At 51.8% G+C, this 25722-nt stretch carries 15 protein-coding genes; 3 read left to right on the top strand and 12 right to left on the bottom strand.

Features of this window, described 5'->3' with window-relative positions:
* Positions 1-169: 169 nt before the first annotated feature.
* From rsmC to hemL, 3 genes are all read right to left on the bottom strand, one after another.
* Entirely contained in the window at positions 170-1189 is a 1020-nt protein-coding gene (gene rsmC, locus AC51G0_RS16095) for a 16S rRNA (guanine(1207)-N(2))-methyltransferase RsmC (protein WP_496299729.1), read from the bottom strand.
* Positions 1190-1311: 122 nt separating this feature from the next.
* On the bottom strand, positions 1312-2397 hold the full coding sequence (locus AC51G0_RS16090) for an AI-2E family transporter (RefSeq protein WP_496299728.1): 1086 nt from the start codon (positions 2395-2397) through the stop codon (positions 1312-1314).
* A 542-nt stretch (positions 2398-2939) separates the two neighbouring features.
* Positions 2940-4238, bottom strand: a complete 1299-nt coding sequence (gene hemL / locus AC51G0_RS16085) for a glutamate-1-semialdehyde 2,1-aminomutase (protein WP_496299727.1) — start codon at positions 4236-4238, stop codon at positions 2940-2942.
* A 254-nt stretch (positions 4239-4492) separates the two neighbouring features.
* Between hemL and clcA the strand changes: the two genes are divergently transcribed.
* Both clcA and erpA read left to right on the top strand, forming a co-directional pair.
* Complete coding sequence (gene clcA, locus AC51G0_RS16080) at positions 4493-5896, top strand: H(+)/Cl(-) exchange transporter ClcA (protein WP_496299726.1); 1404 nt, start codon at positions 4493-4495, stop codon at positions 5894-5896.
* 60 nt (positions 5897-5956) lie between these two features.
* The gene (erpA, locus tag AC51G0_RS16075; RefSeq protein ID WP_128785343.1) at positions 5957-6298 is read left to right on the top strand and encodes an iron-sulfur cluster insertion protein ErpA; all 342 of its coding nucleotides are present in this window, start codon (positions 5957-5959) and stop codon (positions 6296-6298) included.
* A gap of 95 nt (positions 6299-6393) precedes the next feature.
* Here erpA and shyC read toward each other — a convergent pair whose 3' ends face one another.
* The gene (gene shyC, locus AC51G0_RS16070; protein WP_496299725.1) at positions 6394-7713 is read right to left on the bottom strand and encodes a peptidoglycan DD-endopeptidase ShyC; all 1320 of its coding nucleotides are present in this window, start codon (positions 7711-7713) and stop codon (positions 6394-6396) included.
* 129 nt (positions 7714-7842) lie between these two features.
* Between shyC and tyrS the strand changes: the two genes are divergently transcribed.
* Positions 7843-9030, top strand: coding sequence for a tyrosine--tRNA ligase (gene tyrS / locus AC51G0_RS16065; RefSeq protein WP_496299724.1), 1188 nt, complete (start codon positions 7843-7845; stop codon positions 9028-9030).
* 272 nt (positions 9031-9302) lie between these two features.
* Here tyrS and AC51G0_RS16060 read toward each other — a convergent pair whose 3' ends face one another.
* The 8 genes from AC51G0_RS16060 to gltB (AC51G0_RS16025) form a co-directional block, all read right to left on the bottom strand.
* On the bottom strand, positions 9303-9914 hold the full coding sequence (locus AC51G0_RS16060; protein ID WP_496299723.1) for a trimeric intracellular cation channel family protein: 612 nt from the start codon (positions 9912-9914) through the stop codon (positions 9303-9305).
* 120 nt (positions 9915-10034) lie between these two features.
* On the bottom strand, positions 10035-10856 hold the full coding sequence (gene btuF, locus AC51G0_RS16055; protein WP_496299722.1) for a vitamin B12 ABC transporter substrate-binding protein BtuF: 822 nt from the start codon (positions 10854-10856) through the stop codon (positions 10035-10037).
* Positions 10857-11813, bottom strand: a complete 957-nt coding sequence (locus AC51G0_RS16050) for a cobalamin biosynthesis family protein (protein ID WP_496299721.1) — start codon at positions 11811-11813, stop codon at positions 10857-10859.
* Entirely contained in the window at positions 11813-12511 is a 699-nt protein-coding gene (gene mtnN / locus AC51G0_RS16045; RefSeq protein ID WP_496299720.1) for a 5'-methylthioadenosine/S-adenosylhomocysteine nucleosidase, read from the bottom strand. Before mtnN ends, AC51G0_RS16050 begins: the two co-directional genes overlap by 1 nt.
* Before the next feature lie 398 nt (positions 12512-12909).
* Positions 12910-14322 (bottom strand): FAD-dependent oxidoreductase, encoded by a 1413-nt coding sequence (locus tag AC51G0_RS16040; protein ID WP_496299719.1) that lies wholly within the window; start codon positions 14320-14322, stop codon positions 12910-12912.
* Positions 14323-14336: 14 nt separating this feature from the next.
* Positions 14337-18800, bottom strand: coding sequence for a glutamate synthase large subunit (gltB, locus tag AC51G0_RS16035; protein ID WP_496299718.1), 4464 nt, complete (start codon positions 18798-18800; stop codon positions 14337-14339).
* 436 nt (positions 18801-19236) lie between these two features.
* Positions 19237-20709 carry a glutamate synthase subunit beta gene (locus tag AC51G0_RS16030; protein WP_496299717.1) on the bottom strand — a complete coding sequence of 491 codons (1473 nt, stop codon included), beginning with the start codon at positions 20707-20709 and terminating at the stop codon, positions 19237-19239.
* Positions 20702-25249, bottom strand: a complete 4548-nt coding sequence (gltB, locus tag AC51G0_RS16025; protein WP_496299716.1) for a glutamate synthase large subunit — start codon at positions 25247-25249, stop codon at positions 20702-20704. Before gltB (AC51G0_RS16025) ends, AC51G0_RS16030 begins: the two co-directional genes overlap by 8 nt.
* Positions 25250-25722: the final 473 nt, after the last annotated feature.

Raw genomic sequence — 25722 nt, 5'->3', positions numbered from 1 at the left:
ACTAAGTTTTTTTTTGCGATCAAGTAAGTGGTTCAGGAAGCGTGTGCCGACACACATTATTGACAATGTTAACGAGGGCAAAGGGTAGAATTGGCACTAATTGAGGGAGATTGGCGTTTTTTACGGAGCTGGGAGTGATGGGGCTGAGTGTTTGCTCAGCCCTGAAGGGTTATTTTTTTGCAGCGTAAATATTGAATTTATTGGTCTTGGCAACCGTCTCGCAACTGCCTAGGCTAGCTTCAATCAAAGGAGGGTAGCGCAGGAAGCTGTTGGCAACGATGATTAGCTGGCCTTCGGGGGCGAGGTAGCCCGGTGCCTGGGCAATAAAGTCTTCTGTTGCTGTATAGAAGGTTTTCAGGCCGGCATGGAATGGCGGGTTACTGATCAGGTAGTCGTATGGCGCTTCTAAGGCAGCATAGACATCTGTTGCGGTAAACTTGGCTTCTAAATTATTGACCTTAAATGTCTCACGGGCTGATTCGATGGCCAGGGCGCTGATATCAGCCAGCTCTAGCTCGATATCTGGATTGTTGGTTTTCATAACCGCGCCAATCACGCCAGCGCCACAACCGAAATCAAGCACTTTCCCACGTAGTGCAGGCAGGGTGTCTAGCAGTAATTCTGATCCTTTGTCGAATTCACCATGGCTAAATACCCCCGGCAGAGAGCGGATTGTCAATTCCGTGCCTGCCACCTTGATCGGGTAGCTACGGAACCAGCTGCTGAGCTCAAAGGTGGGAGCTGTGTTATCACAGCGCCCCCAGTAGAAGCTGCAGCGGCGGGCCGAGTCATATTTGGTCAGTGGGCCATAGGGCTTGAAGAGTTTCTCGGCGCTGCGTACACCGCTGCGGTTTTCACCCACGATGCAAATTTCAGTCTGCGGGCCAAACTTCGCCAGCATCATTGCCAACAGGTATTCCGCTTCAGCCTTGGCTTTTGGCCAGTACAGCAGGATCATGTCGATATCGGCGTCCTCGGCTAGCTCGGCACCAAAATAGGACTGGATCTGGCTGTGGCGGTCCATGCTGCAGTGATAGCTATAGTTGGTGGTAAATACTGCCACTGACTTGGCAACCTGCGTTAGCTCAAGTGGAAATGAGTCAGAGAGTTCACCGACGACTAGGACTTTTCGATTTTCAAAAAACTCAAGCTGGCGGGCAACAACCTGGCTTGCAGCAGTATAAGACATAATGGCCTCAGTTTAGCATTACATGGAGTAAGGGCGCGAATTGTTCCATAAATCACTGTGTATGAAAAGATGAACAAAGCCGCCTGGGGGCGGCTTTGTAGTTGCGAGAAGGTGAGTGACGGTTAGTTCTGGTCCTGGTGATCCAAAAAGTCCTTGAATTCGACTTCGTAGAGCTTGAACAGTACCAGGGTGACGGCAAAAATAATCGGGCCGTAAATCAGGCCAATCAGGCCGAACAGGTGCAAGCCGCCCAAGATAGAAAAGAAGATCAGCAGGGTATTCATGCTCGAGTTACCCTGCATCAGCAGCGGCCTGAGAATATTGTCGATGGAGCCAACGACGATAATGCCCCAGGCAACCAGAAACAGCGCCCACTCCCATTGGTTGACCAGCAGCAGATAGATGGCGGCCGGTAGCCAGATCAGCGCGGTACCGAATACCGGAATAAATGAGGCAAACGCCATCATCGAGCCCCAAAATAGCCCGGGAAAGCCGGCTAACCACATGGCAAATCCGCCGGCGAACCCTTGGGCAAGAGCGGTCAGGAACGACCCCAGTACCGCAGATTTTGCCACCTGCTGCACTTCTGTCAGTACGGCATCTTCCTGGCTGCGAGACAGCGGGATCACATGGCGCAGGGCGTACACCATTTTTTTATGGTCCCGCAGCAAAAAGAACAGGACAAATAGCATCAGCATAAAGCTGATCACAAAATTGGTGACATCCCCCAGCAGCTTGGCACTGATATTGAGTAGCTGGGCGCCAAACTTGGATGCTGCGGCAGCAACTTTCTGTACCACTGCCTGGGCATCAAGCGGCTCGAAAGGTGAGTACTCGTCGATAAGCGCTAGAACCTTGACGGTAAAGGGATGTGACAGGACTTCCTTGGCACCGCCGGCGGTTAGCCAGGCGTAGCTTTCCTTGGAAAAGGTTGATCCCTGATGAACGATGGAACTAAATACGATCAGTACCGGGATCACAATGATAAAGGTCAGCAAGGTACAGGAAACCATTGCTGCCGAATTGGGCTGGCGTGGTATTTTAGCCTCAATCCTGGCATGCAGCGGGTAATAGAGCAGGGAAATGATAAAGGCCATTACGATCGGCCCTAGATAAGGCTCTACCAGACGGTAGCTGGCATAGGCGGCAAGCGCCAGGGCAGCCATCAGCATCCAGTGACGTGATTCGGCTTTAAAGGGTTTGGGCACTGTGATTATCCTTCCTGTTTGTTAACACTGAACCGAGCGTCGTTTATAATTGCATCCGCTTGCGTAAGTAGCAATCGTTCATACCAAACTGAACAATTATTTGAGCCAATCAGAGCAATGCCAATCGTTTGAGATCAAACCAAATTGGTGAAGATATAGTGGTTCTACATTGAAGCAATTTGGAGCTGAAATCGAGCGACTGGAATGCTCCCTAAGGGCGAGTTGCTATGGCTCAGCTACTGCGTTGCTTGATTTTGATGGATATGAATACATCTACAATCAAGCGCCTTGTCTCTGAGCCATTTCAATCTCGCTGATAGGCCAGATAATTATTTAGTTTGGTATTATAAATCAATTATTTTATTAGCTATCGAGGTACTCACTGCTATGGGGTGTTGTGATTGCGAGACGAAAAAAAAGCGTAAAGTTCCGTTGGCAGCATGGATATTGCTGGCACTAGCGGTGCTTGCTGTCTTTTTCTGGCAGTAAAAAAACGCCACTCAATGAGTGGCGTTACTATCAGTGGATTGGCTTATTAAAGCTTATGCTTTTGCTTCTTCAGCTAGGGTAGCAAAGGCAAAGTCTGCAGCATCCAGGGTCGCTTCGATTTCTTTATCGCCGTGTGCCAGGGAAGTAAAGCAGGCTTCATAGGCAGAAGGAGCCAGGTAAATGCCTTTTTTCAGCATCAGGTTGAAGAAACGTTTAAAGCGCTCGATATCGCATTTTGTGACATCGTCGAAGCAAGTTACGCTTTGCTGATCGGTAAAGAAGAAACCGAACATCGCACCAACCTGGTTGGTCTGAAGGGCGATGCCGTGCTTGTCAGCTAAGCTCTTGAAGCCTTCAGCCAGACGCTTGGTGGAGTTTGCCAGGCGCTTCTCGTTGCCTTCTTTGGTCAAGACACTCAGGCAGGCGTGGCCGGCTGCCATGGCGACCGGGTTACCAGATAGTGTTCCTGCCTGGTAGACAGGACCAGTTGGTGCGATATATTGCATGACATCGCGGCGGCCACCGAATGCGCCGACTGGCATACCGCCACCGATGACCTTGCCCAGTGTGGTTAGATCAGGTTTGATATTGTAATAGCCCTGAGCACCGCCTTCAGAGACGCGGAAGCCTGTCATTACTTCATCCAGGATCAATAGCGCACCGAATTCGTCACAGATCTCACGCAGGCCTTCCAGGAAGCCAGGAACTGGTGGAATGCAGTTCATGTTGCCGGCAACAGGCTCAACGATAATACACGCCACTTCTTCCGGATGTTCTGCAAACGCTTCACGGACAGAATCAAGATCGTTATAGGTACATGTCAGGGTATGCTTGGCAAAATCAGCCGGTACACCCGGCGAGCTTGGCTGGCCCAGTGTCAGCGCGCCAGAGCCGGCTTTTACCAATAGGCAGTCAGCATGGCCATGGTAGCAGCCTTCGAACTTGATGATTTTGTCACGGTTGGTAAAACCACGGGCAAGGCGGATAGCACTCATGGTCGCTTCGGTACCAGAGCTTACCATGCGTACCATTTCCATTGACGGTACCAGCTTGGAAACCAACTCCGCCATGGTCACTTCCATTTCGGTTGGCGCGCCGAAGCTTAGCCCTTGCTGCGCGGCGTTGATCACAGCATCACGGATAGCTACGTGGTTATGACCCAGAATCATAGGACCCCAAGAGCCGACATAGTCGATATACGCTTTACCATCAGCATCAAAGATGTATGCGCCGTCAGCTCGCTCGATAAAGAGTGGGCTGCCGCCGACACCGGCAAATGCGCGAACTGGTGAGTTAACACCGCCAGGGATCGTCTCTTGTGCTTTAGCAAATAAATCAGCTGACTTGCTCATTGTGATGTCCTATTTTTCAAATAATACCTGATTTAAAGTGTCGGCATTGTACCTAAAATTCCAGGAACTTGGCGAGAGAATTGAAGGAATGTGCGCCCGGCCAGATCCCGGTGGGGTTTTGGCACTGATGGAAAGCTAGTTTTCAACATTGGCTGTGTAAAAAAAGGATGCAGTCCGCTACTCTTACCGCTGACGAGTTTCGTCCTTCCTGTCTGTCCTTTCCGGGGCAATCTACTCAAAGATACGGCTGACTAATGACTGATAACACCCAAGGCACCCCTGCGCCTGAGCGTCTGCAACCTAGCGGACTTGTTCGGCGTTTTCTCTCTCGTGATAAAACACCGGTATCGGTGTTGTTTCTCTCGGCGTTGGTTGGCCTCGCAGCCGGCCTGATTGCTACCTTGTTTGAAATTACGGTTCATTGGGTGTCGGAGCAACGAACAGAGTGGCTTCGTGATGTTATTAGCAGTGTCTTGCCGCTATGGTTGGCCGCCTTTTTGATCAGTGCACTATTGGCATTTATCGGTTACTACCTGGTACATCGCTTTGCACCTGAAGCGGCGGGCTCTGGGATCCCTGAAATAGAAGGGGCGATGGATGATATTCGCCCGGTACGCTGGTGGCGGGTGCTACCGGTAAAATTTATTGGTGGTTTGGGGGCGTTGGGCTCCGGGATGGTACTGGGCCGGGAAGGGCCATCGGTACAGATGGGCGGAAATATTGGCCGGATGGTGTCCGATATTTTCCGGCTCAAGGATAAAGAAGGGCGCCATGCCCTGTTGGCTTCCGGCGCTGCTGGTGGTCTTGCGGCGGCCTTCAATGCGCCGTTGGCCGGGATAATGTTTGTGGTAGAGGAAATGCGCCCACAGTTTCGCTACAGTTTAATTTCCATTAAGTGTGTGCTGATCTCAGCCATCGTGGCCAATATTGTTTTTCGCAGTATCCAGGGGCAGCATGCGGTGATCACTATGCCGCAATATGATGCCCCGGTATTGAAATCCCTATGGCTGTTTTTGTTGCTGGGGATGTTTTTCGGTGTCTTTGGAGTGATTTTCAATCGACTGGTGACTATGGCGCAGGATGTATTTGATCGCATCCACCGCAACGAACGCAAGCGCTACATACTGACGGGTACGTTGCTAGGTGGCTGCTTTGGCTTGCTGCTGCTTTACTTGCCGGAACTGACCGGCGGGGGGATCACGCTGATCCCGAGTGCAACCCATGGTGAGTACAGCATCAGCCTGCTGCTGATCCTATTTCTGGCCCGGGTCGCTACCACCTTGTTATGCTTTGGCTCCGGGGCTCCTGGCGGGATCTTTGCCCCGATGCTGGCACTCGGCACGCTATTTGGTACCTTCTTCGGCTCGGTTGCCCAGTTGGCCTTTCCTGATCTCGGCATTGAGCCGGGAATGTTCGCGATTGCCGGGATGGGGGCACTGTTTGCGGCGACGGTGAGGGCGCCGATCACCGGGATCTTGCTGGTGATAGAGATGACCAATAACTATCACCTGATCCTGCCATTGATCATTACTACTCTGGGGGCAACCATGCTGGCCCAGGTTTTGGGGGGGCAGCCAATTTACTCCCAGCTCTTGCGTCGTAAGATGGAAAAGGAAAAAATAGCCCAAAGAGAGCAGTCTGAAGTGGTCAATACTTGAACGAGATAGTCAGGTATTAGATAATCGGATCAATTACCGCATGTGTTTGAGAGGTTTTTAATGAGCGATGCCAATTTACCGCTGAATTTTTCTGATGTTGCAGCGAATAAAGTGAAAGCGCTAATCGCCGAGGAAGAAAACCCAGAGCTGAAACTGCGCGTTTACATCACCGGTGGTGGATGTAGTGGTTTCCAGTATGGTTTTACCTTCGATGAAAAAGTGAATGATGGTGATACCACAATCGAAAACAGCGGTGTGACGCTGGTGGTTGATCCGATGAGCCTGCAGTACCTAATTGGCGGCACGGTCGACTATACCGAAGGCCTGGAAGGTTCGCGTTTCTTTGTGAATAACCCTAATGCTACGACAACCTGTGGTTGTGGGGCATCATTCAGCGTATAAATACTGACTTCGGCGTTTTAACGCCCAAGGCAGAAAGATAATAAAAAAGCCGTCACTGAGTGACGGCTTTTTTGTGGGTGGAGAAACAGTTGCGGTTAGCCTCGGTTATTCACTAATGGGCTGTTATCGGCAATAAACTGACTGAACTGGTTCAGCTGGCTCAAGCGTTTGCTGGCGTGTTTCTTAAACTGGGTTTTCTCGGCACCTTTCAGGGATTGTGCCTGAGGCAGTTTCACGGTACGTGGATTTTTATGGACACCATTGACTAGGAACTCATAATGCAGGTGGGCACCGGTGACCCGGCCGGTACTGCCCAATGTTCCGACAGTCTGCCCCTGCTTCACCCGTTGCCCGGTTTTCACCTTACGCTTGGTCATATGCAGGTACTTGGTGATGTAGGTAGAGCTATGGCGAATGAATACGTAGTTACCGTTATATTTGTTATAGCCCGATTTCATCACCACACCATCGCCAGCCGCCCAGATAGGAGTACCGACGGGAGCAACATAGTCTGTTCCGCGGTGTGCTTTGACGCGTCCGGTTACCGGATGTAAGCGGCGAGGGTTGAAGTTGGAGCTGACATAGCGGAAGTTAATCGGCGAGCGCAGGAATGCTTTACGCATTGCCCGGCCTTCCTGATCAAAATATTTGCCCTCTTCGCTGCGTACTGCCGTGAAGGTTTCCCCCATGTTGGTGAAGGTGGCGGCCAGAATATTACCGCGGCCGATAGGCTCCCCTTCGACAAAACGCTCTTCGAACAGTACAGAGAAGCTGTCGCCCTGGCGGATATCGAGGGCAAAGTCGATATCCCAGCCGAAGATCCCGGCGATTTCCATAATCTGGTTGGCGGTCAAACCGGCCTTGTCTGCGGCATTCCAAAAACTAGATGTAATAATAGCCTGGGCAAAATTAAGCTGGGTATCAACGGGTTTGGTTTCTTGACTGGAGTGGTAGGTATCACCGGCACTGGTGATCACCAGGGTGTCGGTAGCGCTTTTGGGCTGGATCAGCTGAACTAGCTTGTTGTTCTCGTCAAAGCCAAACTTCAGAATATCGCCAGGACGCAGCCGGGTTAGGCTCTTGGTGCCCTCGTCGGCATTGACCAGCCGGTATAGTGCGCCCGGAGACAGGCCGACCTTGTCGAACACAACTGCCAGGCTTTCACCGGATTTTACCGTATGCTCTTTCCATTTCAGTTCCGGGATGATTGGCTTTTCGTCTTTTGCCAGCGGCCGGAGCTGATTGGCCTCGAAGTCGATATCAAGCGGGTATGCTTTACCGATTTCAAACTTGCGATCCGGGTGGCTACTGTTTCCTGAGCCCGGTAGCAGGATCAGCAGTACCACAATAGCACTGAGTAGCGTGATCAGTATTTGGTGCATCCTTGGCAGCCGGAGAAGTTTCGATACTAGCATTGATTGGTTTTTTTTGCGTAAAAGGGAAAAATAAGACAACGCTTAGTCTAACTGGTTTCAAAAAACATCGCTATTCAAGTAAGATGGTCGATTATAACTTTTTTGCCAATTCTGTGGGAGCGAACAAGAATGGCCAGCATTGAACAAGCTTTAGCTGAAATTAAGCGTGGTGTCGACGAGCTGATACCTGAAGAAGAGCTGATTGCTAAGTTAAAAGAAAACCGTCCTTTGCGAATTAAGCTGGGTGCCGATCCAACAGCGCCGGATATTCACCTTGGCCACACCGTCATTCTTAACAAGTTACGTACTTTCCAGGAATTGGGACACGAAGTGACGTTCTTGATTGGTGACTTTACCGGTATGGTGGGTGATCCGACAGGTAAGAACACCACCCGTCCGCCGCTGACTCGTGAAGACGTACTGGCAAACGCTGAAACTTATAAAGAGCAGGTATTTAAGATCCTCGATCCTGCGAAAACCAAGATTGAGTTTAACTCGTCGTGGTTGTCTGAGTTGGGTGCAGAAGGCATGATCCGCCTGGCGGCAAACCAGACCGTAGCACGTATGCTGGAACGTGATGACTTCAAGAAGCGTTATAACGAAGGTCGTCCTATCGCAATTCATGAGTTCATGTACCCGCTGCTACAGGGCTATGACTCAGTCGCAATGGAAACAGATGTTGAGCTGGGCGGTACCGACCAGAAGTTCAACCTGCTGATGGGACGTGAGCTGCAAAAAGCGAACGGCCAGAAGCCTCAGATTGTTCTGACAATGCCGTTGCTGGTTGGCCTGGACGGCGTGAAGAAGATGTCCAAGTCAGCACACAACTACATCGGTGTGGCTGATGTACCCAATGAAATGTTCGGTAAAATCATGTCGATCTCTGACGACTTGATGTGGAATTACTATGAGCTGCTGTCTTTCCGTCCGATCGAAGAAATCGACCAGTTCAAGCAAGATATGGCGAATGGCAAAAACCCGCGTGATATCAAAATCCTGCTGGCGAAAGAAATCATTGCTCGTTTCCACTCCGAAGCTGACGCGGAAGCCGCCGAGCAAGAATTCATCAACCGCTTCCAGAAAGGTGCGATGCCTGATGAGATGCCTGAATTTGAATTCGAAGCAGGCATTGCCATTGGTAACCTGCTGAAAGATGCCGGTCTGGTTAACTCGACGTCAGATGCTATGCGCATGGTCCGCCAGGGCGCCGCAAAGATTGATGGCGACAAGATCGAAGATACCAAGCTAGTACCTGCAGCCGGTACGGCGGTGTACCAGGTTGGCAAGCGTAAGTTTGCCCGTGTTACCCTGAAGTGATCTTGCAAAGATATTCATGATAAAAAAGGCGCCTCGGGCGCCTTTTTTTATGGCGGCAAACCGCTCCCTGATGCTTGGTTTCGTTATCGGGTGTAGTCGTTACGCTGGCTAGGCTCTTGGCTCAGGTACTGGGGCTACTCCCACTCGATACCGTCTTCATCCCAGAAGTAGATGCGCTTGTGCCATGAGGGCGGGGCGATCAAAAAAGCCGCCAGATTGGCGGCTCCTTGCTATTAGTTGAAACGAAACCAACTGGTTCGTTTAGTTTGGGGTCATTGTCGCGGGGCAAAGGTCGGCAATGAAAGGTGCCAGCGGATAGCTGCCAGGCGGATTGTCAGGGTCGTTACTACACCACCGAGGGTTGCCACTGAGGAGTCTACCTGCATCATCAGCGCCGTAGTATGGACGATCCCCCCTAGAATACAGGCGGTGGCGTAGACTTCCGTCCGCAATACCATTGGGATTTCACGGGCTAATATATCGCGGATCACCCCGCCTCCACAGCCTGTCATTACACCCATTATCACGGCAACCATCGGGGAGGCACCAAAGCGGAGCGCTTTTTCGACACCGATGGCGACGAAGACTGCCAAGCCGATGGCATCGGCAACAGGCAGGAAGTACCACGGCATTTGCTTGGGTTTGCGAATAGCCAGCATAGCGATAAGACAGGTAATAAAGATCACCCATAGATAGGCGGTATCGGTGATCCAGAAAACCGGTGTTGCCCCGAGGGCCATATCCCGGATCGTCCCGCCACCAATCGCCGTTACACTGGCAAGCACAACAATGCCAAATGGATCCATGCGAAGACGGCCCGCCAGTAGTACACCCGATGCGGCAAAGACGGCGGTGCCGAACATATCGAGAATATAGATAAGCATGTCTGTACCTGTTAGCTCTGAAGTGAAGTGACATCGGCTGAGATTGTACGACGAAATGAAAGCGGTACAACTTGCTGCAGTGGCTTTGTGAGCCTATTCACAATGATTGTTGACAGCCTGTTACAGGCTGTCTTTTCTGACCTGATTGAGGCGGTCACAGACCTGCTCCACGGCTTTGATTGTGCGGGGTGTTGGCCGGTTTAGCCAGTCTGCCTGCAGGGTAAAGATATGATGGTTATCGATTGCAGGCAGCTTACCCTGCCACTTCTGCCAGACACTGGTTTCGGTGCCCGCATGGGGCGTACCAAAAATAACTTCTGGCTGGCGAACCACAACCTGCTCCTCAGAGACCTGCGGGTAGGCGGCCGGGCTGTCGGCAAAGATATTCTGCCCGCCACAAAGGGCAAAGACCTGGCTAGGCCAGCTCTTGTTGGCAACCGTGATGATAGGAGACGCGCTGAGCTGGTAGAAATAACGTACTGGGCGCTGGTCGTGGTATTTGGCTTTCAGGGTGTTCAAGGTGAGGCGAAACTCCTGCGCGACCTGCCGGGCCTGTTCTGGCTGGGCGGAATATTGCCCTAATGCCTCGATTGACTGGGGGATATCTTCCAGCTCAAGCGGGTTCGAGTAATAAATCGTAAATCCAAGCTGTTCCAGTTTGGCCATTTCGCGGGGTGGATTACCGCCTTTCCAGCCCAGGATTAGATCGGGTTTCAGGGCAACAATACGCTCCAGTTTGATCCCGCGGTAATTGGCCACCCGCTCGAGTGACTTGGCCGCCTCTGGGTAGTCACTGTAATCACTGGCGGCGATCAGTTGTTTGCCGAGCCCTGCGGCATAGGCCAGTTCGGTTGTGTGTGGTGACAGGCTGATCACGCGCTGAGCAGGGGCGGCGAAGGACACTGAAGAAATAAGCAATAGCCAGAGATAAGCCAGACGCACTTAGAAGGCTCCTTGAAAAATAAAGATAAGCACGCTTTGTACAGCCACCCAGACCAGCAGGCGGTTGTTCGCGATTTTGTTGATTTGTGCCAGGTGAAAAGCGGCGGGTGCGATCTTTCCCCCCAACCGTGGACGTTCCATCTTACAATTGCCATAGATAGCCGGGCCACCGAGAGACAGGGATAGCTTATGGCCTGTCGCGGCCAGCAACCAACCCGGCCCAGGAAGTAGCCAGTTTTCACCTTGGCGGATAATACCCTGGAGGGCCATCTTCCCGTTATGGCCGATACAGAACAGCAGGGCAAAAATGCGCAGTGGGATAATATCAAGAACGGCGAGGATACGAACAGCTGGCAAGCCAAAGGTTTGGTAGTGCTGGCGGCTAGGGGACCAGACCCGGGCCAGGCTGACAGCCAGCCGGTACATCAGGGCTCCAATACCACCCGTTAGCGCATACCAAAACAACACACCGGCGACTAAGCGCCCATAAGCAAGCAGCTGTGTTTCTGCTCCTGCCTTGCCAAGGCCAAGCAGGGAAAGGTTGCGGGTCTCCCGGTTCAGCGGCGCTTCCAGCAGCTGGCGACAATAGGCTTTGTCTTCCCGGCTGTAGGCGCGAATAAAGCGCTTGCTGAACTTGGCGGTATTTCGCCAGTCTAGTGCCAGCCACAGTAGGACAAGCTGGAAAATACTCTCAATCCATACCAGCTGGTAGAGGGCTATGAGCAGGATCAGAACTGTCAGCCACATCAGTGACCAGGCCAGGCTGCCTGACAACAGTTGCTGTTTACGGGACTCGTCGGGTTTGTTGACTTTATCGGCGATCAGCACGGCCAGCTGTTGCCAGATGTGTAACGGCTGGAGCTGAGCAGGGATAGGGAGCAGCCAATGTATGGCTAACGCTCCCCACAAGACCAGCAGGGAGCTGTTATCAAGCAAAACCGCCAGAGTCTCTGTCATTATTGGTTAAGCAGCTCAACCATTTTCGCCACCATGACTGATGAGCTTTTCGCAGCCAGTGGCAGGAATTCTTCGAAGCTCATTGGCGACTCTTTGTCGGCCACGTCAGAAATTGCACGAACCACAACAAATGGAACTTCGAACTGGTGACATGCCTGAGCGATAGCGGCTGCTTCCATTTCAACGGCAACAACAGAAGGGAAGTTGTCACGAATGAATGTTTGTTTTTCTGCAGAGCATACGAAAGCATCGCCAGTACAAATTAGGCCGCGCACAGCGTGCATGTCGCCCATCGTCGCCAGTGCTTGCTCAGCGGTATCCATCAGTTTTTCATCAGAAATGAAAGCCGCTGGCTGCTGGGCCATCTGGCCGATTTCGTAGCCAAAAGCGGTAACGTCGGCATCGTGGTAACGCACTTCGGTAGAGATCACCACATCGCCCAGGTTCAGGCTGGAATCGAAACCGCCTGCAGATCCGGTGTTTAGTACGACATCTGGCTGGAACACTTCAAGCAGGACGGCAGTACCGACAGCGGCTGCCACTTTACCGATACCTGATTGCAGCAAGACAACATCAGCACCATTTAGTGTACCGGTATAGAACGTACAGCCCGCTTTGTTGTGAGTTTCGCTGTTAGCCAGTTGCGCTTTAAGGATGGCAACTTCTTGTTCCATCGCACCAATAATGCCGATTTTCATCAATGTGTTCTCTTGTAGGTAAATCGATACTCCCGGGCGGGAGTGAATGTGGGGAGAATTGTAACATGAACAAATATACCCAAACCACTTCAAGATGCGAGATTCAGAGCGGCCTCTGGAAATTCAATTCAAGTGAAATGTACTGAGGAATGGTGTTCCCTTTCCAGTACATTTTGCGATGAAGTGAGTTGCCAGAGGGGCTCCCGAGGGCGAGTTTCAGAGGCTTTTATTCTGTGTTGGCCCTATTCGAAATAAAGTAACTATTCATTCATATGGCCGCCTTGCCTAAAAGTCTCTGAATTCTCGCTGAATTCTGCATATTGAAGTGGTTTGGGTATAAATAGCGGGAATGGCTGTGAAAGCCACTTCCGCTTTTGTATTGTCCGTTGAATGCAGGGTTACACGTCGAGGTAATCGAGGATCCCTTCTGCTGCCTTACGGCCTTCATCAATGGCTGTTACTACCAGATCAGAGCCTCGTACCGCGTCACCGCCAGCAAAGATTTTGGCATTGCTGGTTTGGAACTGGAAAGCCCCTTCTGACGGCGCTTTAATTCGGCCCCGCTGATCCAGTTCGACATTATAGTTTTCCAACCAAGGCATGGCATGGGGTTGGAAACCAAAGGCCATGATCACGGCATCGGCATCCAGTACATGTTCACTGTCTTCGACAAGCTCTGGGTGGCGACGCCCTGCTTCATCGGGTGCCCCTAATTCTGTTTTGACAACGTTAATGCCCGTCACCTGGCCCTGATCATTAATGTTGATACTCAGAGGCTGCAAGTTGAACATGAAATTAACCCCTTCTTCGCGGGCATTTTTAAATTCACGTTTGGAACCAGGCATATTAGCGGCATCGCGGCGATAGGCACAGATCACTTCTTTGGCGCTGTGGCGGATAGAGGTACGAACACAGTCCATCGCAGTATCTCCCCCTCCGAGCACCACAACACGTTTCCCTTTCATATCCTGAAAGTCAGCATCGCTGTCGATCCCCATCACCCGGTAGGCATTGGATACTAAGAATGGCAGCGCGTCATAAACGCCTTGGGCATCTTCGTTTTCCAGTCCCGCCCGCATGTTTTTGTAGGTACCGACACCGAGGAATACGGCATCAAACCCACTGAGTAGCTGCTCCATCTGGATGTCTTTGCCGACCTCGGTATTGAGGCGGAATTCTACGCCCATTTCAGTAAAGATCTTACGGCGGTTGACCATTACCTCTTTTTCCAGCTTGAAAGAAGGAATGCCGAAGGTCAGCAGGCCGCCAATTTCCGGGTAACGGTCAAACACCACGGGCTTGACCCCGTTACGCACCAAAATATCGGCACATGACAGACCAGCAGGGCCAGCACCTATGATGGCGACTTTTTTATCCGTCCACTCGACATCGGACATGTCTGGCTTCCAGCCCATTTTAAAGGCCTTGTCGGTAATGTATTTTTCAACATTACCGATGGTGACGGCCCCGAAATCTTCGTTGAGGGTACAGGATCCCTCGCAAAGCCTGTCCTGGGGGCACACCCGGCCGCAGACCTCTGGCAGGGTGTTGGTTTGGTGCGACAGTTCGGCAGCCTCGATGATCCGGCCTTCATTGGCCAGCTTGAGCCACTGCGGAATGTAGTTATGGACCGGGCATTTCCATTCGCAATAAGGGTTACCACAACCTAGGCAGCGATCGGCTTGTGCGCCAGCCTGCTGCTGGGTAAAGGGCTCGTAGATTTCCACGAATTCGATTTTACGGATGTTGAGCGGCTTTTTCGCCGGATCAACGCGTGCGACATCGATAAATTGGTATATGTTCTGGCTCATACGGTTTCCCTCCCTTATTGTGCTTGAACACGTAGTTCAGCGGCAGAACGGCTTTGGTGACCCAAGAGGGTATTCACGTCGGCAGACTTTGGCTTTGCCAGGTAGAATTTGGGGATCCACTGATCAAAATCGGCCAGGATTTCCTGGGCGCGGCTTGAGCCAGTTTCCTCAAGGTGGTGGTTGATCAGGCCACGTAGGTGTTCCTGGTGGATCTTCAAACCACCCAAAGGCAAGGCTTCGATCAGCTCAGGGTTGACCCGGCCAGCGAAGTCACCGTTTTCATCGAGGATATAGGCAAAACCGCCAGTCATACCGGCACCAAAGTTAACGCCAGTTTTGCCGAGGATCGCGACAATACCGCCTGTCATGTATTCACAGGCGTTGTCACCAGCACCTTCAACGACGGCAATGGTGCCCGAGTTACGCACTGCGAAACGCTCGCCTGCCGTACCGGCTGCAAAGAGCTTGCCGCCCGTCGCGCCGTACAGGCAGGTGTTGCCGACAATGGTCGCCTCGTTTGACTTGAAGGCCGAGCCTACGGGTGGGCGGATGGAAATTTTACCGCCGGTCATGCCTTTGCCGACGTAGTCGTTGGCATCACCGGTGAGGTGAAGGTTGAGCCCGCCTGCGTTCCATACCCCGAATGACTGACCTGCCGTTCCGGATAAGTGGAGGTTAATCGGTTGGGCTGCCATCCCTTGGTTGCCATAACGCAAGGCTATCTCACCGGACAAACGGGCACCAATTGAACGATCGGTATTACGGATGTCATGGTATAAGTCTGCGCCGCTACGGCTTTTGATTGCTGGCAATGCCTCTTCGAACAAGGTGTTGCTCAGCTCGGCAGTATCAAACGGAGTATTGGGCTCGCTGCAATAGAGCGTCTTGCCTGCAACCGGTGTCGGTGCATGCAGCAGGCCATCGAGTTCTAGTTTGCTCTGCTTGGAGGTAAAGCCTTTCAGCACGTCAAGTAAATCGGTACGACCGATTAAGTCGGTTAATTTCTCGACCCCAAGCTGTGCCAGCAGCTCTCGGACTTCCTGCCCCAGGCCGACAAAGTAGCTCATTACCTGCTCGGGCAGGCCTTTGAAGAAGTCGCGGCGCAGTTTTTCATCTTGGGTGGCCACGCCGGTTGCACAGTTATTAAGGTGGCAGATCCGGAGGTACTTACAACCCAGGGCGACCATCGGCGCCGTACCGAAGCCGAAACTCTCTGCCCCCAGGATTGCCGCTTTTATTACATCGAGACCGGTTTTCAAACCGCCATCGACTTGCAGGCGGATTTTATGGCGCAGGCCATTCGCGACCAGTGCCTGCTGGGTTTCGGCCAAGCCAAGCTCCCAAGGGCTTCCTGCGTATTTCACGGAGGTGAGCGGGCTGGCACCAGTACCGCCGTCATAGCCGGAAATGGTGATCAGATCAGCGTAGGCCTTGGCGACACCGGTGGCAATGGTACCGACACCGGGCTCCGATACCAGCTTAACTGATACCATGGCTTTGGGATTGATTTCTTTTAAATCGAAGATCAGCTGCGCCAGATCTTCAATCGAATAGATGTCGTGGTGTGGTGGCGGGGAAATCAGCGTTACACCGGGTACGGCAAAACGTAGCTTGGCAATTTCAGTGGTCACCTTATGGCCGGGTAGTTGGCCACCTTCACCCGGTTTAGCACCTTGGGCAACCTTGATCTGGATGACATCAGCATTGGCCAGGTAGTGGGGGGTGACACCAAAGCGGCCGGAGGCCACCTGCTTGATTCGAGAGTTTCGCTCGTTGCCAAAGCGGCGCGGATCTTCACCTCCTTCACCAGAGTTGGAGTAACCACCCAGGCGGTTCATGGCAATCGCCAGCGCCTCGTGTGCTTCCGGACTCAGGGCGCCAATAGACATGGCTGCCGAATCAAAGCGTTTGTACAGCTCTGTTGCTGCCTCGACATTGTCGATATCAATTGGGTTCTCGGATTCTTTTAATTTCAACAAGTCACGGAGCGCTGCGACCGGGCGTTCATTGACTTGCTTGGCAAAGGCTAAGTAGTCTTGGTAATCACCGGATTTTACCGCTTTCTGTAGCGTATCAACGACATCTGGGTTATAGGCGTGGAATTCGCCGCCGTGGACATATTTCAGCAGCCCGCCATGTTCGATAGGTTTTCGCTTGAGCCAGGCGCGGCGGGACAAGTTAAATAGATCCTGTTGGAAATCGTCAAAGTCCGCCCCGGCAATCCGGCTGGAAACGCCCTGGAAACACAGTTCGACGACTTCGTCACTCAGCCCGACTGCTTCAAACAGTTTCGAGCAGCGATAAGAGGCAATGGTCGAGATCCCCATCTTCGACATGATTTTATACAGGCCTTTGTTCATGCCGTTGCGGAAATTAATCATAACGTCACAGTACGGCTTGCTGATCGCACCGCTGTCGATCAGTTTTCCGAGTGACTCATAGGCCAGGTACGGGTACACCGCGGTTGCACCGAAGCCAAGTAGGACGGCAAACTGGTGAGGGTCGCGGGCGGTGGCCGTTTCAGCGACGATATTCGCATCGCAGCGCAGGTTGGTGGCAACCAGGCGAGTCTGTACCGCGCCGACGGCCATGGCGGCAGGGATCGGGAGCTTGTCTTTATCGATCCCGCGATCTGAGAGTACCACTAGAACCGTACCGTTACGGACTAAACGCTCCGCTTGATCGCAGATGTCGATAATGGCTTGCTTGAGATCCTTTTCACTTGGATCGTAGTTAATATCAATGATGCTGTTGCGGTAGTACTGGTTGTCGAGCTCCAGTAGCTGAACCAGATCCGAGTACATCAATACCGGCGAGCTAAAGGCGACCCGGTGGGCATGGCCGTCAGTCTCGCAGAATACGTTCATCTCACGCCCGATGCAGGTAGCCAGTGACATGACATGTTTTTCCCGCAAGGGATCAATGGGCGGGTTGGTGACTTGGGCAAACATCTGGCGGAAGTAGTCGGTAACCGCCCGCTCTTTCGATGACAGTACGGCCACCGGGGCATCATCACCCATCGAGCCAGTGGCTTCCTGGCCGTTTTCACCGACAACCCGCAGAACCTGATCCAGTTCTTCGTTATTGACGCCAAACAGTTTCTGGTAGGTTTGGAGTTCGCCATCATCCAGTGAGCGGGTGCCGACCTGATCCTCGCTCAGCTGCTCAAACGGCACTAGGCGTTTTACGTGGCTGTCCATCCATTCTTTATACGGATGGCGGCTCATCAGCTCGCTGTCGATATCAGCGGAGTGCCAGATTTTGTTGAACTTGGTATCGATCACCAGCAGCTCGCCGGGGCCTACCCGGCCTTTCTCTGCCACTTCGTCGGGCGCGTAATCCCAGATCCCGACTTCGGAAGCCAAGGTGATCAGCTTGTCTTTAGTGATCACGTAGCGGGCTGGGCGCAGGCCATTTCGGTCGAGGTTACAGGCTGCGTAACGGCCATCGGACATTACGATACCGGCCGGTCCGTCCCAGGGCTCCATGTGCATGGTGTTGAAATCGTAGAAAGCGCGTAGTTCCGGATCCATGTCCGGGTGGTTTTGCCATGCAGGCGGAACCAGCATACGCATGGCACGAAAGAGATCCATACCGCCGGACAGGAAGAGCTCCAGCATATTATCCAGGCTGGATGAGTCTGATCCGGTTTCATTGACAAAAGGGGCCACCGTTTGCAAATCCGGTAGCAGCGGTGAGGAAAACTTATAGGCCCGCGCCCTTGCCCACTGGCGGTTTCCGGCAATGGTGTTGATCTCACCATTGTGGGCCAGGTAGCGGAATGGCTGGGCCAGCGGCCAGCGTGGCTGGGTATTGGTTGAAAAGCGCTGGTGGAACAGGCAAATTGATGATTCCAGGCGAAGATCGCCCAGATCCAGGTAAAACTTCGGCAAATCAGCCGGCATGCACAGCCCTTTATAGACAGTCACCTGGGTAGATAGGCTGCAGATATAGAAATCAGGATCGTCACTAATGCGTTTTTCAATGCGGCGGCGGGCAATATACAGGCGGCGATCGACATCACGGGGCTTCCAGCCTGCCGGGGCATTGACAAAAACTTGCTCAATCTGGGGCAGCGATTCGGTGGCAATCGGGCCGAGTACCTGGGGGTTGACCGGGACTTCACGCCAGCCAGCCAGGGAGAGCGTTTCTTTTGCCAGCTCTTCATTGATGATGGTACGGGCCTGTTCGGCCCTGACCGGATCCTGGCTTAAGAAAATCATGCCCATGGCAAATTCACGGGCGAGCTTCCAGCCCGCTTCCTCGGCCACAATGCGGTAGTAACCTTCCGGTTTTTTCATTAGCAGACCGCAACCATCGCCGGTCTTGCCGTCCGCGGCAATACCACCACGGTGGGTCATACGATCCAATGCGGATATAGCTGTACGGACAAGTTTGTGGCTGGTTTCCCCTTCAATATGGGCGATAAGGCCAAAACCACAGTTATCTTTTTCCAGCGTTGGGTCATACAGTGTCATTGCAATTCTCCCTTGCTTCTGCTCGTTTGAGCAGTATTACTGCATATTTATGGCAATCTCCCTGATCGCCATTAATATTTGAAGTTAACGATAATTTACAAAAAGGTCAAATTTCCATCACAGGACGGTTTAAAACCTGAAATTACGACCGATATTCTGCATAAAGCATTGGTATTGTGACTTTTTTGGCGCTGTTGAAACATTGTTTTTACATTTAACTGTATCCGAACAGGCTCCGGAACTGTCTGAAAAGCTGGAACTTTCTGTAGTAAAAAGCCTGCTTTGCTGGGGTGTTGCAAAATGAAATTGCTGGTGAATAAAGTGTAGCAGGGAAGCGGCTCGCTGATTGCGGCCTGAGGAGTTACTGGGGGTGGTAGACCATAAAAAAAGCCAGCTCCTAGGAGCTGGCTTGTAAATTAGTATAAAGTGAATGAAATCAGGCTTTAGAAAGCATAAGTGAATTGGCTTTTGCTTCCAGGTTGGAATTACCCATCAGGTAGTCATCAATTTCACGGGCTGATTCACGGCCTTCATTGATACAGCGGACAACCAGAGACTGGCCGGTACGCATATCACCTGCTGCGAAAACACCTTTCTGGCTAGTGGCAAAACCGTCGGTTGCCACGTTACCGCGTTCATCGAGCTTCACATCAAGCTGGGCAATCACACCTGTTGGCTCCGGATGCAAGAAACCCATTGCCAAGAAGGCCAAATCACATGGAATGATACGCTCTGAGCCAGCCACTTCTTCAAAGCCCGGGCGTTCGCCTGGTTTTGCTTCTTGCCACTGAATATCGGCAATACGCAACGCTTTCACGTTACCTGCTTCATCACCGATGAACTCTTTGGTCAGAATATTCCAATGGCGCTCACACCCTTCTTCGTGAGAAGTCGATGTTTTCATGATCATTGGATAAGACGGCCAAGGTTGGTTGGCTGGGCGTTTCTCCGGTGGGATCGGCATGATTTCCACCTGAGTAATGCTTGCTGCGCCATGGCGGTTCGAGGTACCGACACAGTCAGATCCGGTATCACCGCCACCGATAACCACAACGTGCTTATCTTTGGCATGAATTTCTTCGGTCTTCAGATCCATATCGTTGGCACGGCGGTTGTTCTGCGCCAGGAATTCCATGGCAAAGTGAACGCCTTTTAGCTCACGGCCCGGGATCGGCAGGTTACGCGGAACGGTCGAGCCACCAGTTAGCAAGACAACATCAAAGTCCTGGCGCAATTGCTGGGCGTTAATGTTTACGCCGACATGTGCGTTGACCTCAAACTTAACGCCAGCGTCTGCCATTAAGTTGATTTTACGGTCGATGACATCCATGCCTAATTTAAAATCAGGGATACCGAAGCGCAGTAGTCCACCCACTTTTTCATCGCGCTCAAACACTGTCACGCAATGGCCAGCACTGTTTAACTGCTCGGCAGCCGCAAGCCCTGAAGGGCCCGAGCCGATGATCGCAACGGTTTTGCCGGTACGCGAACGTGGTGTTTTTGGCTTGGCATAACCTTCACGGTACGCGGTTTCGACAATGGTTTTCTCGATATTACAAATCGTGATTGGGTCTTGGTTAATACCCAATACACAGCCACTTTCACAAGGGGACGGGCAGACACGACCGGTAAATTCCGGGAAGTTATTGGTCGAGCTTAGGATGTTCCATGCCTCTTCCCAGCTATCACGAAAAACCGCATCATTGAATTCAGGAATGATGTTGCCAATCGGGCATGAGTTGTGACAGAAGGGCACACCGCAGTCCATGCAGCGTGACGCCTGTGTATTGATCTTGTCACCAAACTCTTCGTTAAGGACAAACTCTTTGTTGTCCTGGATACGAACACTTGGTTCCAGCTTTTGTGGCAGTTCACGGCCAAATTCTAAAAATCCAGTAGGCTTACCCATTTACGGCCTCCAACTCTTCCTTGTTTGCTGCTTCCGCTTTACGCTTTTGCAGTACAGCTTTGTAATCCCTTGGCATCACTTTCACCATCTTCTGCAGGTTCGTCTCGAAGTTGGAAAGGAAAGTCTGCGCCACTGTACTACCCGTTAGCTCTACGTGCTTGGTTAGCATGTCTTGTAGCAAGTCTTTGTCTTCTTGCTCAATCGGATCCAGGTCGACAAGTTCTGGGTTTAGCTTGGTTTCGAAATCTTCAAACTGATCCCAGACATAGGCGACACCGCCACTCATACCGGCAGCGAAGTTACGTCCAGTCTGGCCAAGGATAACCGCAACACCACCAGTCATGTATTCACAGCCGTGGTCACCAACACCTTCAACAACCACTTTCGCGCCTGAGTTACGAACACAGAAACGTTCACCAGCCAGGCCGCGAATGTAAGACTCTCCGGATGTCGCGCCGTAGAAACAAACGTTACCGACCACGATGTTATCTTCAGGAACAATGTCCGAGTTTGCATCCGGGTACAGTACCAGCGTACCGCCGGAAAGACCCTTGCCCCAGTAGTCGTTGGCATCGCCTTCAACTTCGAACTTCACGCCCTTGGTCAGGAATGCGCCGAAACTCTGGCCTGCTGAACCTTTGAACTTCACGTTCATTGGCTGAGGTAAGCCTTTGTCTTTGTAAATCTTTGAGATCTCGTTCGACAGCATAGTACCGGCACTGCGGTCAGTGTTGATGATGTCAAACTCGGCATCGACTGGCTTGCCTTCGTAAAGGGCAGGCGCTGCAATGTCAATCAGCTTGCGGTCAAGGACATTTTCCAGGTTATGATCTTGTTCACGCTGGTTGTAGATACCGTCTTCTTCGCGCGCAGGCTCGTTAAATAGCACTGGGCTCAAATCAAGGTTCTTGTACTTCCAGTGGCCGATATCTTCACGGATTTTCAGTTTGTGAGACTGACCGACCATCTCATCGATGGTGCGGAAGCCCAGCTCGGCCATCACTTCACGTAGGCCTTCAGCCATGTACTGGAAGAAGGTAACAACGTCGTCTACACGGCCATCAAAGCGTTCACGCAGGGTCTTGTTCTGGGTTGCGATACCAACAGGGCAGGTGTTTTTATGACACTTACGCATCATGATACAGCCTTCAACTACCAGTGCCGCCGTAGCTACGCCCCATTCCTCGGCACCCAGCAGGGTTGCAACGGCAAGGTCGCGAGGTGTCTTCATCTGACCATCAGATTGTACAACGATACGGTTACGCAAACCGTTCTTCAGTAGGGTCTGGTGAGTTTCGGCAAGGCCTAGTTCCCAAGGCAGGCCGGTGTGGCGAATCGATGACATCGGAGAGGCACCAGTACCACCGTCAAAACCGGCAATCAGAACCACGTCTGCTTTTGCTTTGGCAACACCGGAGGCAATCGTACCGACACCGGCTTCCGATACCAGCTTCACGTTAACGCGGCCGGCACGGTTGGCATTTTTCAGATCGTAGATCAGCTGGGCCAAATCTTCGATAGAGTAAATGTCGTGGTGTGGTGGTGGTGAAATCAGGCCGACCCCAGGGGTAGAGTGACGAGTTGCACCGATCCAGTCATCGACTTTATCGCCAGGTAGCTGACCACCCTCACCAGGCTTCGCACCCTGTGCCATCTTGATCTGAATTTCTTCAGAGTTAGTCAGGTAGTAAGAGGTTACACCGAAGCGACCTGAAGCCACCTGCTTGATAGCAGAGCGTTCCCAGTCCCCGTTGTCTTTCTTCTCGAAACGCGTTGGATCTTCACCACCTTCACCCGAGTTAGATTTTGCGCCGATGCGGTTCATCGCCACAGCCAGGGTTGAGTGTGCTTCGTAAGAGATAGAACCAAAGCTCATGGCACCCGTTGCAAAACGCTTCAGGATGCTCTCAATTGGCTCAACGTCAGCAAGAGGAATTGCACCCGCTGGATTCTTAATGAATTCAAGCTGGCTACGCAGCGTTGCTGCATTGTCACCCTGCGAGTCTACCGCGTGGCAGTACTCTTTGAATTGGTTGTAATCTTTGCCGCGGGTTGACTGTTGCAGCAGTGAAATTGTCTCAGGGTTAAACAGGTGTTTTTCACCACGTTGTTTCCACTGGTAGACACCACCGACATCCAGCATTTGAATTGGTATTTCACGGGTCGGGTAACCGACACGGTGACGAACGAGCACTTCTTGGGCGATATCATCGATAGTCAAACCCTGGATACGAGAAACCGTACCGGTGAAGTACTTATCTACCACGGCTTTACTGATCCCCAGTGCTTCGAAGATCTGGGCACCATGGTAGGACTGCAGGGTCGAGATCCCCATTTTCGAGAAGATCTTAAGCAGGCCGCCATTGACACCTTTACGGTAGTTATTGAACAGCTCCTCGGTTGACAGCTCAGGGTCTAGCTTGCGCTTCTTCTGCAGGTCAACCAGGGTTTCTGTCACCAGGTACGGGTTAACTGCGTTGGCACCATAACCGACCAGGGTAGCAAAGTGGTGGGTTTCACGGGCATCACCGGTTTCGACGATGATGTCACACTTAGCACGCAGGCCTTTGCGGATCAGATGGTGGTGAACCGCACCGACTGCCAGCATCGCTGGAATAGCGGCATGGTTGGAGTTAACCGCACGGTCAGTCAGAATGATGATTGAGTAGCCATCTAGTACGGCATCTTCCGAGTATTGGCAGATACGTTTAAGTGCACGCTCAAGCTTGCCTTGCTCGCCGTTGGCGCGGAATACAATGTCCAGCGTTTTGGCTTGCAAGTGCTCTTTATCGATAGCACGGAGTTTTTCAAGCTCGGCATTGGATAGAACGGGTGATTCCAACTCTACCTTCTGGCAGTGCTCAGGCGTTTCGGTCAGCAGGTTCTGATCTTTACCTAGGTAAGTGTTTAGAGACATGACCATACGCTCACGGATCGGATCGATCGGTGGGTTGGTGACCTGGGCAAACAGCTGCTTGAAGTAGTTTGATAAGTGCTGTGACTGGTGCGAAAGAATCGCAAGCGGCCAGTCGGCACCCATGGCGCTAAGTGGCTCGTAACCAGTTTTCGCCAGTGGGACAATGATCTCGTTCACTTCTTCCGAGCTCATTCCAAAGGCTTGCTGGTGATGAAGCAGGCGCTCAGGCGTTGGCTGGTGGTGCATGTTATCGGCTTCAGGCAGCGCCTTTAGCGTTAGCAGGTTGTCTTTCACCCACTGCTCATAAGGCTGCGCTGTTGCAATGCTGTCTTTGACTTCTTCGTCAGAGATGATGCGGCCTTGTTCTAGATCGGCGACAAAGATACGGCCTGGTTGCAGGCGGCCACGGAACTGGACGTTCTCAGGTTCAATTTCAACTACGCCAGATTCTGATGCCATCACCAGGAAGTCATCTTTGGTCACGGTATAGCGCGAAGGGCGCAGGCCGTTACGGTCAAGGGTTGCACCCACCTGGACACCATCGGTGAAACATACCGATGCCGGGCCATCCCACGGTTCCATGACATTCGCGTGGTACTGGTAGAACGCACGGCGTTTTGGATCCATGTTCTTGTTTTCTTGCCATGCTTCAGGGATCAGCATCATCAGGGCGTGTGGCAGGCTACGGCCAGACAACACCAGCAGCTCTAGCGCCATGTCGAAGTTCGATGAATCCGAACTGCCTTCCTGGCAGATTGGAAGCAGCATGTCGATTTCTTGCTGACTGAACAGCTCAGACTCAAGGATCGCCTCGCGGGCCTTCATCCAGTTCAGGTTACCGCGCACGGTGTTGATTTCACCGTTGTGGGCGATGTAGCGGAAAGGCTGGGCCAGGCGCCATCTCGGGAAGGTATTGGTTGAGAAGCGAGAGTGAACCAGCGCCAGTGCCGTTACCATGGTCGGATTTTGCAGATCGAGGAAGTACTGAGGCACCTGCTCAGTAGTTAGCTGACCTTTATAAACCAAGGTCTTATACGACAATGAGTTGATATAGAAGTCATCGCCAATATTGGAGATACTTTCTAGGCAGACCCGAACGGTGTAGTTACGCAGTACGTACAGCTTACGCTCGAGAACCGCAGGATCCAAGTTTGCACCGCCGGTAATAAAGACGTGTTCAAACTGTGGTTCGGTGCTGAGGGGATCTTCCCCGATCATTGAATTGTCGACAGGCAATACACGGTAGCCAATGACTTCAAGATCCAGGCGTTTTGCATTTCGTTCTAAAATATCGCGACATTGCTGGCGTTTGTGCTCGTCTTTAGGGAATAGCACCACACCCACACCGTACTGATCAAACGACGGTAGTTTAATGCCCTGTTTGACGGTCTCTTCCAGTAGAAACTCATGGGGTTTCTGCAGCAGAATACCGGCACCGTCACCACTACATGGATCGCAACCCTGGCCGCCACGGTGTTCCATCCGCGCAAGCATATCAAGGGCTTGGGTTACAATTTCATGGGATTTACGGTTCTTCAGGTGGGCCACAAAGCCGATACCACAGGCATCGTGCTCCAATTCAGGCACGTAGAGTCCCTGAGCATTAAGCTCTTGATCTGTCATAGATACTTCCTTCCAGTTTCAACAGGCTTCAATCCAGAGGCCTGAGTTATCCCTAATTTGTTTTTTTCATTGCGACCGACATCAAATGGACTCCTGTCCAGCCGGCGAAATGTGTGTTTGCTGTGGGATGATGTTTCAAATCATAAGCAAACTAAATTCTGTAGCACCTTTGTTCTGGTTTGCAAAAGTTCTACGACTACTTAGAGGTGGTGACATAAATCACTATTTTTAGGGGTGAAATCGTCACATTTATTGTTCATAAATTGCACACAGCTGTAACTATCCTACAATTTTGATTTGTTAATTACCAACAAAAATAGCCCCCTCCGAGTATAAAATTGTTAGCTATATGAATTTATAGCCCCATTAATTGATTGTTTATTCGGTAATGGTTCTCGTTATGAATATAGCTAGTGAGCATTTTTTAGTTAACCGCTTTTATTTTATGGTTAATTGCCGGGCTTTGATTTGGT

It is taken from the genome of Photobacterium sp. HL06 (genome assembly GCF_059552575.1).
This window is presented reverse-complemented; position numbering and strand designations above follow the sequence as displayed.

Excerpts from the sequence above, each read along its gene's own strand:
- rsmC (WP_496299729.1), bottom strand. The coding sequence starts at position 1,189 with ATGTCTTATACTGCTGCAAGCCAGGTTGTTGCCCGCCAGCTTGAGTTT.
- hemL (WP_496299727.1), bottom strand. The coding sequence starts at position 4,238 with ATGAGCAAGTCAGCTGATTTATTTGCTAAAGCACAAGAGACGATCCCT.
- clcA (WP_496299726.1), top strand. The coding sequence starts at position 4,493 with ATGACTGATAACACCCAAGGCACCCCTGCGCCTGAGCGTCTGCAACCT.
- erpA (WP_128785343.1), top strand. The coding sequence starts at position 5,957 with ATGAGCGATGCCAATTTACCGCTGAATTTTTCTGATGTTGCAGCGAAT.
- shyC (WP_496299725.1), bottom strand. The coding sequence starts at position 7,713 with ATGCTAGTATCGAAACTTCTCCGGCTGCCAAGGATGCACCAAATACTG.
- tyrS (WP_496299724.1), top strand. The coding sequence starts at position 7,843 with ATGGCCAGCATTGAACAAGCTTTAGCTGAAATTAAGCGTGGTGTCGAC.
- AC51G0_RS16060 (WP_496299723.1), bottom strand. The coding sequence starts at position 9,914 with ATGCTTATCTATATTCTCGATATGTTCGGCACCGCCGTCTTTGCCGCA.
- AC51G0_RS16050 (WP_496299721.1), bottom strand. The coding sequence starts at position 11,813 with ATGACAGAGACTCTGGCGGTTTTGCTTGATAACAGCTCCCTGCTGGTC.
- mtnN (WP_496299720.1), bottom strand. The coding sequence starts at position 12,511 with ATGAAAATCGGCATTATTGGTGCGATGGAACAAGAAGTTGCCATCCTT.
- AC51G0_RS16040 (WP_496299719.1), bottom strand. The coding sequence starts at position 14,322 with ATGAGCCAGAACATATACCAATTTATCGATGTCGCACGCGTTGATCCG.
- gltB (WP_496299718.1), bottom strand. The coding sequence starts at position 18,800 with ATGACACTGTATGACCCAACGCTGGAAAAAGATAACTGTGGTTTTGGC.
- AC51G0_RS16030 (WP_496299717.1), bottom strand. The coding sequence starts at position 20,709 with ATGGGTAAGCCTACTGGATTTTTAGAATTTGGCCGTGAACTGCCACAA.
- gltB (WP_496299716.1), bottom strand. The coding sequence starts at position 25,249 with ATGACAGATCAAGAGCTTAATGCTCAGGGACTCTACGTGCCTGAATTG.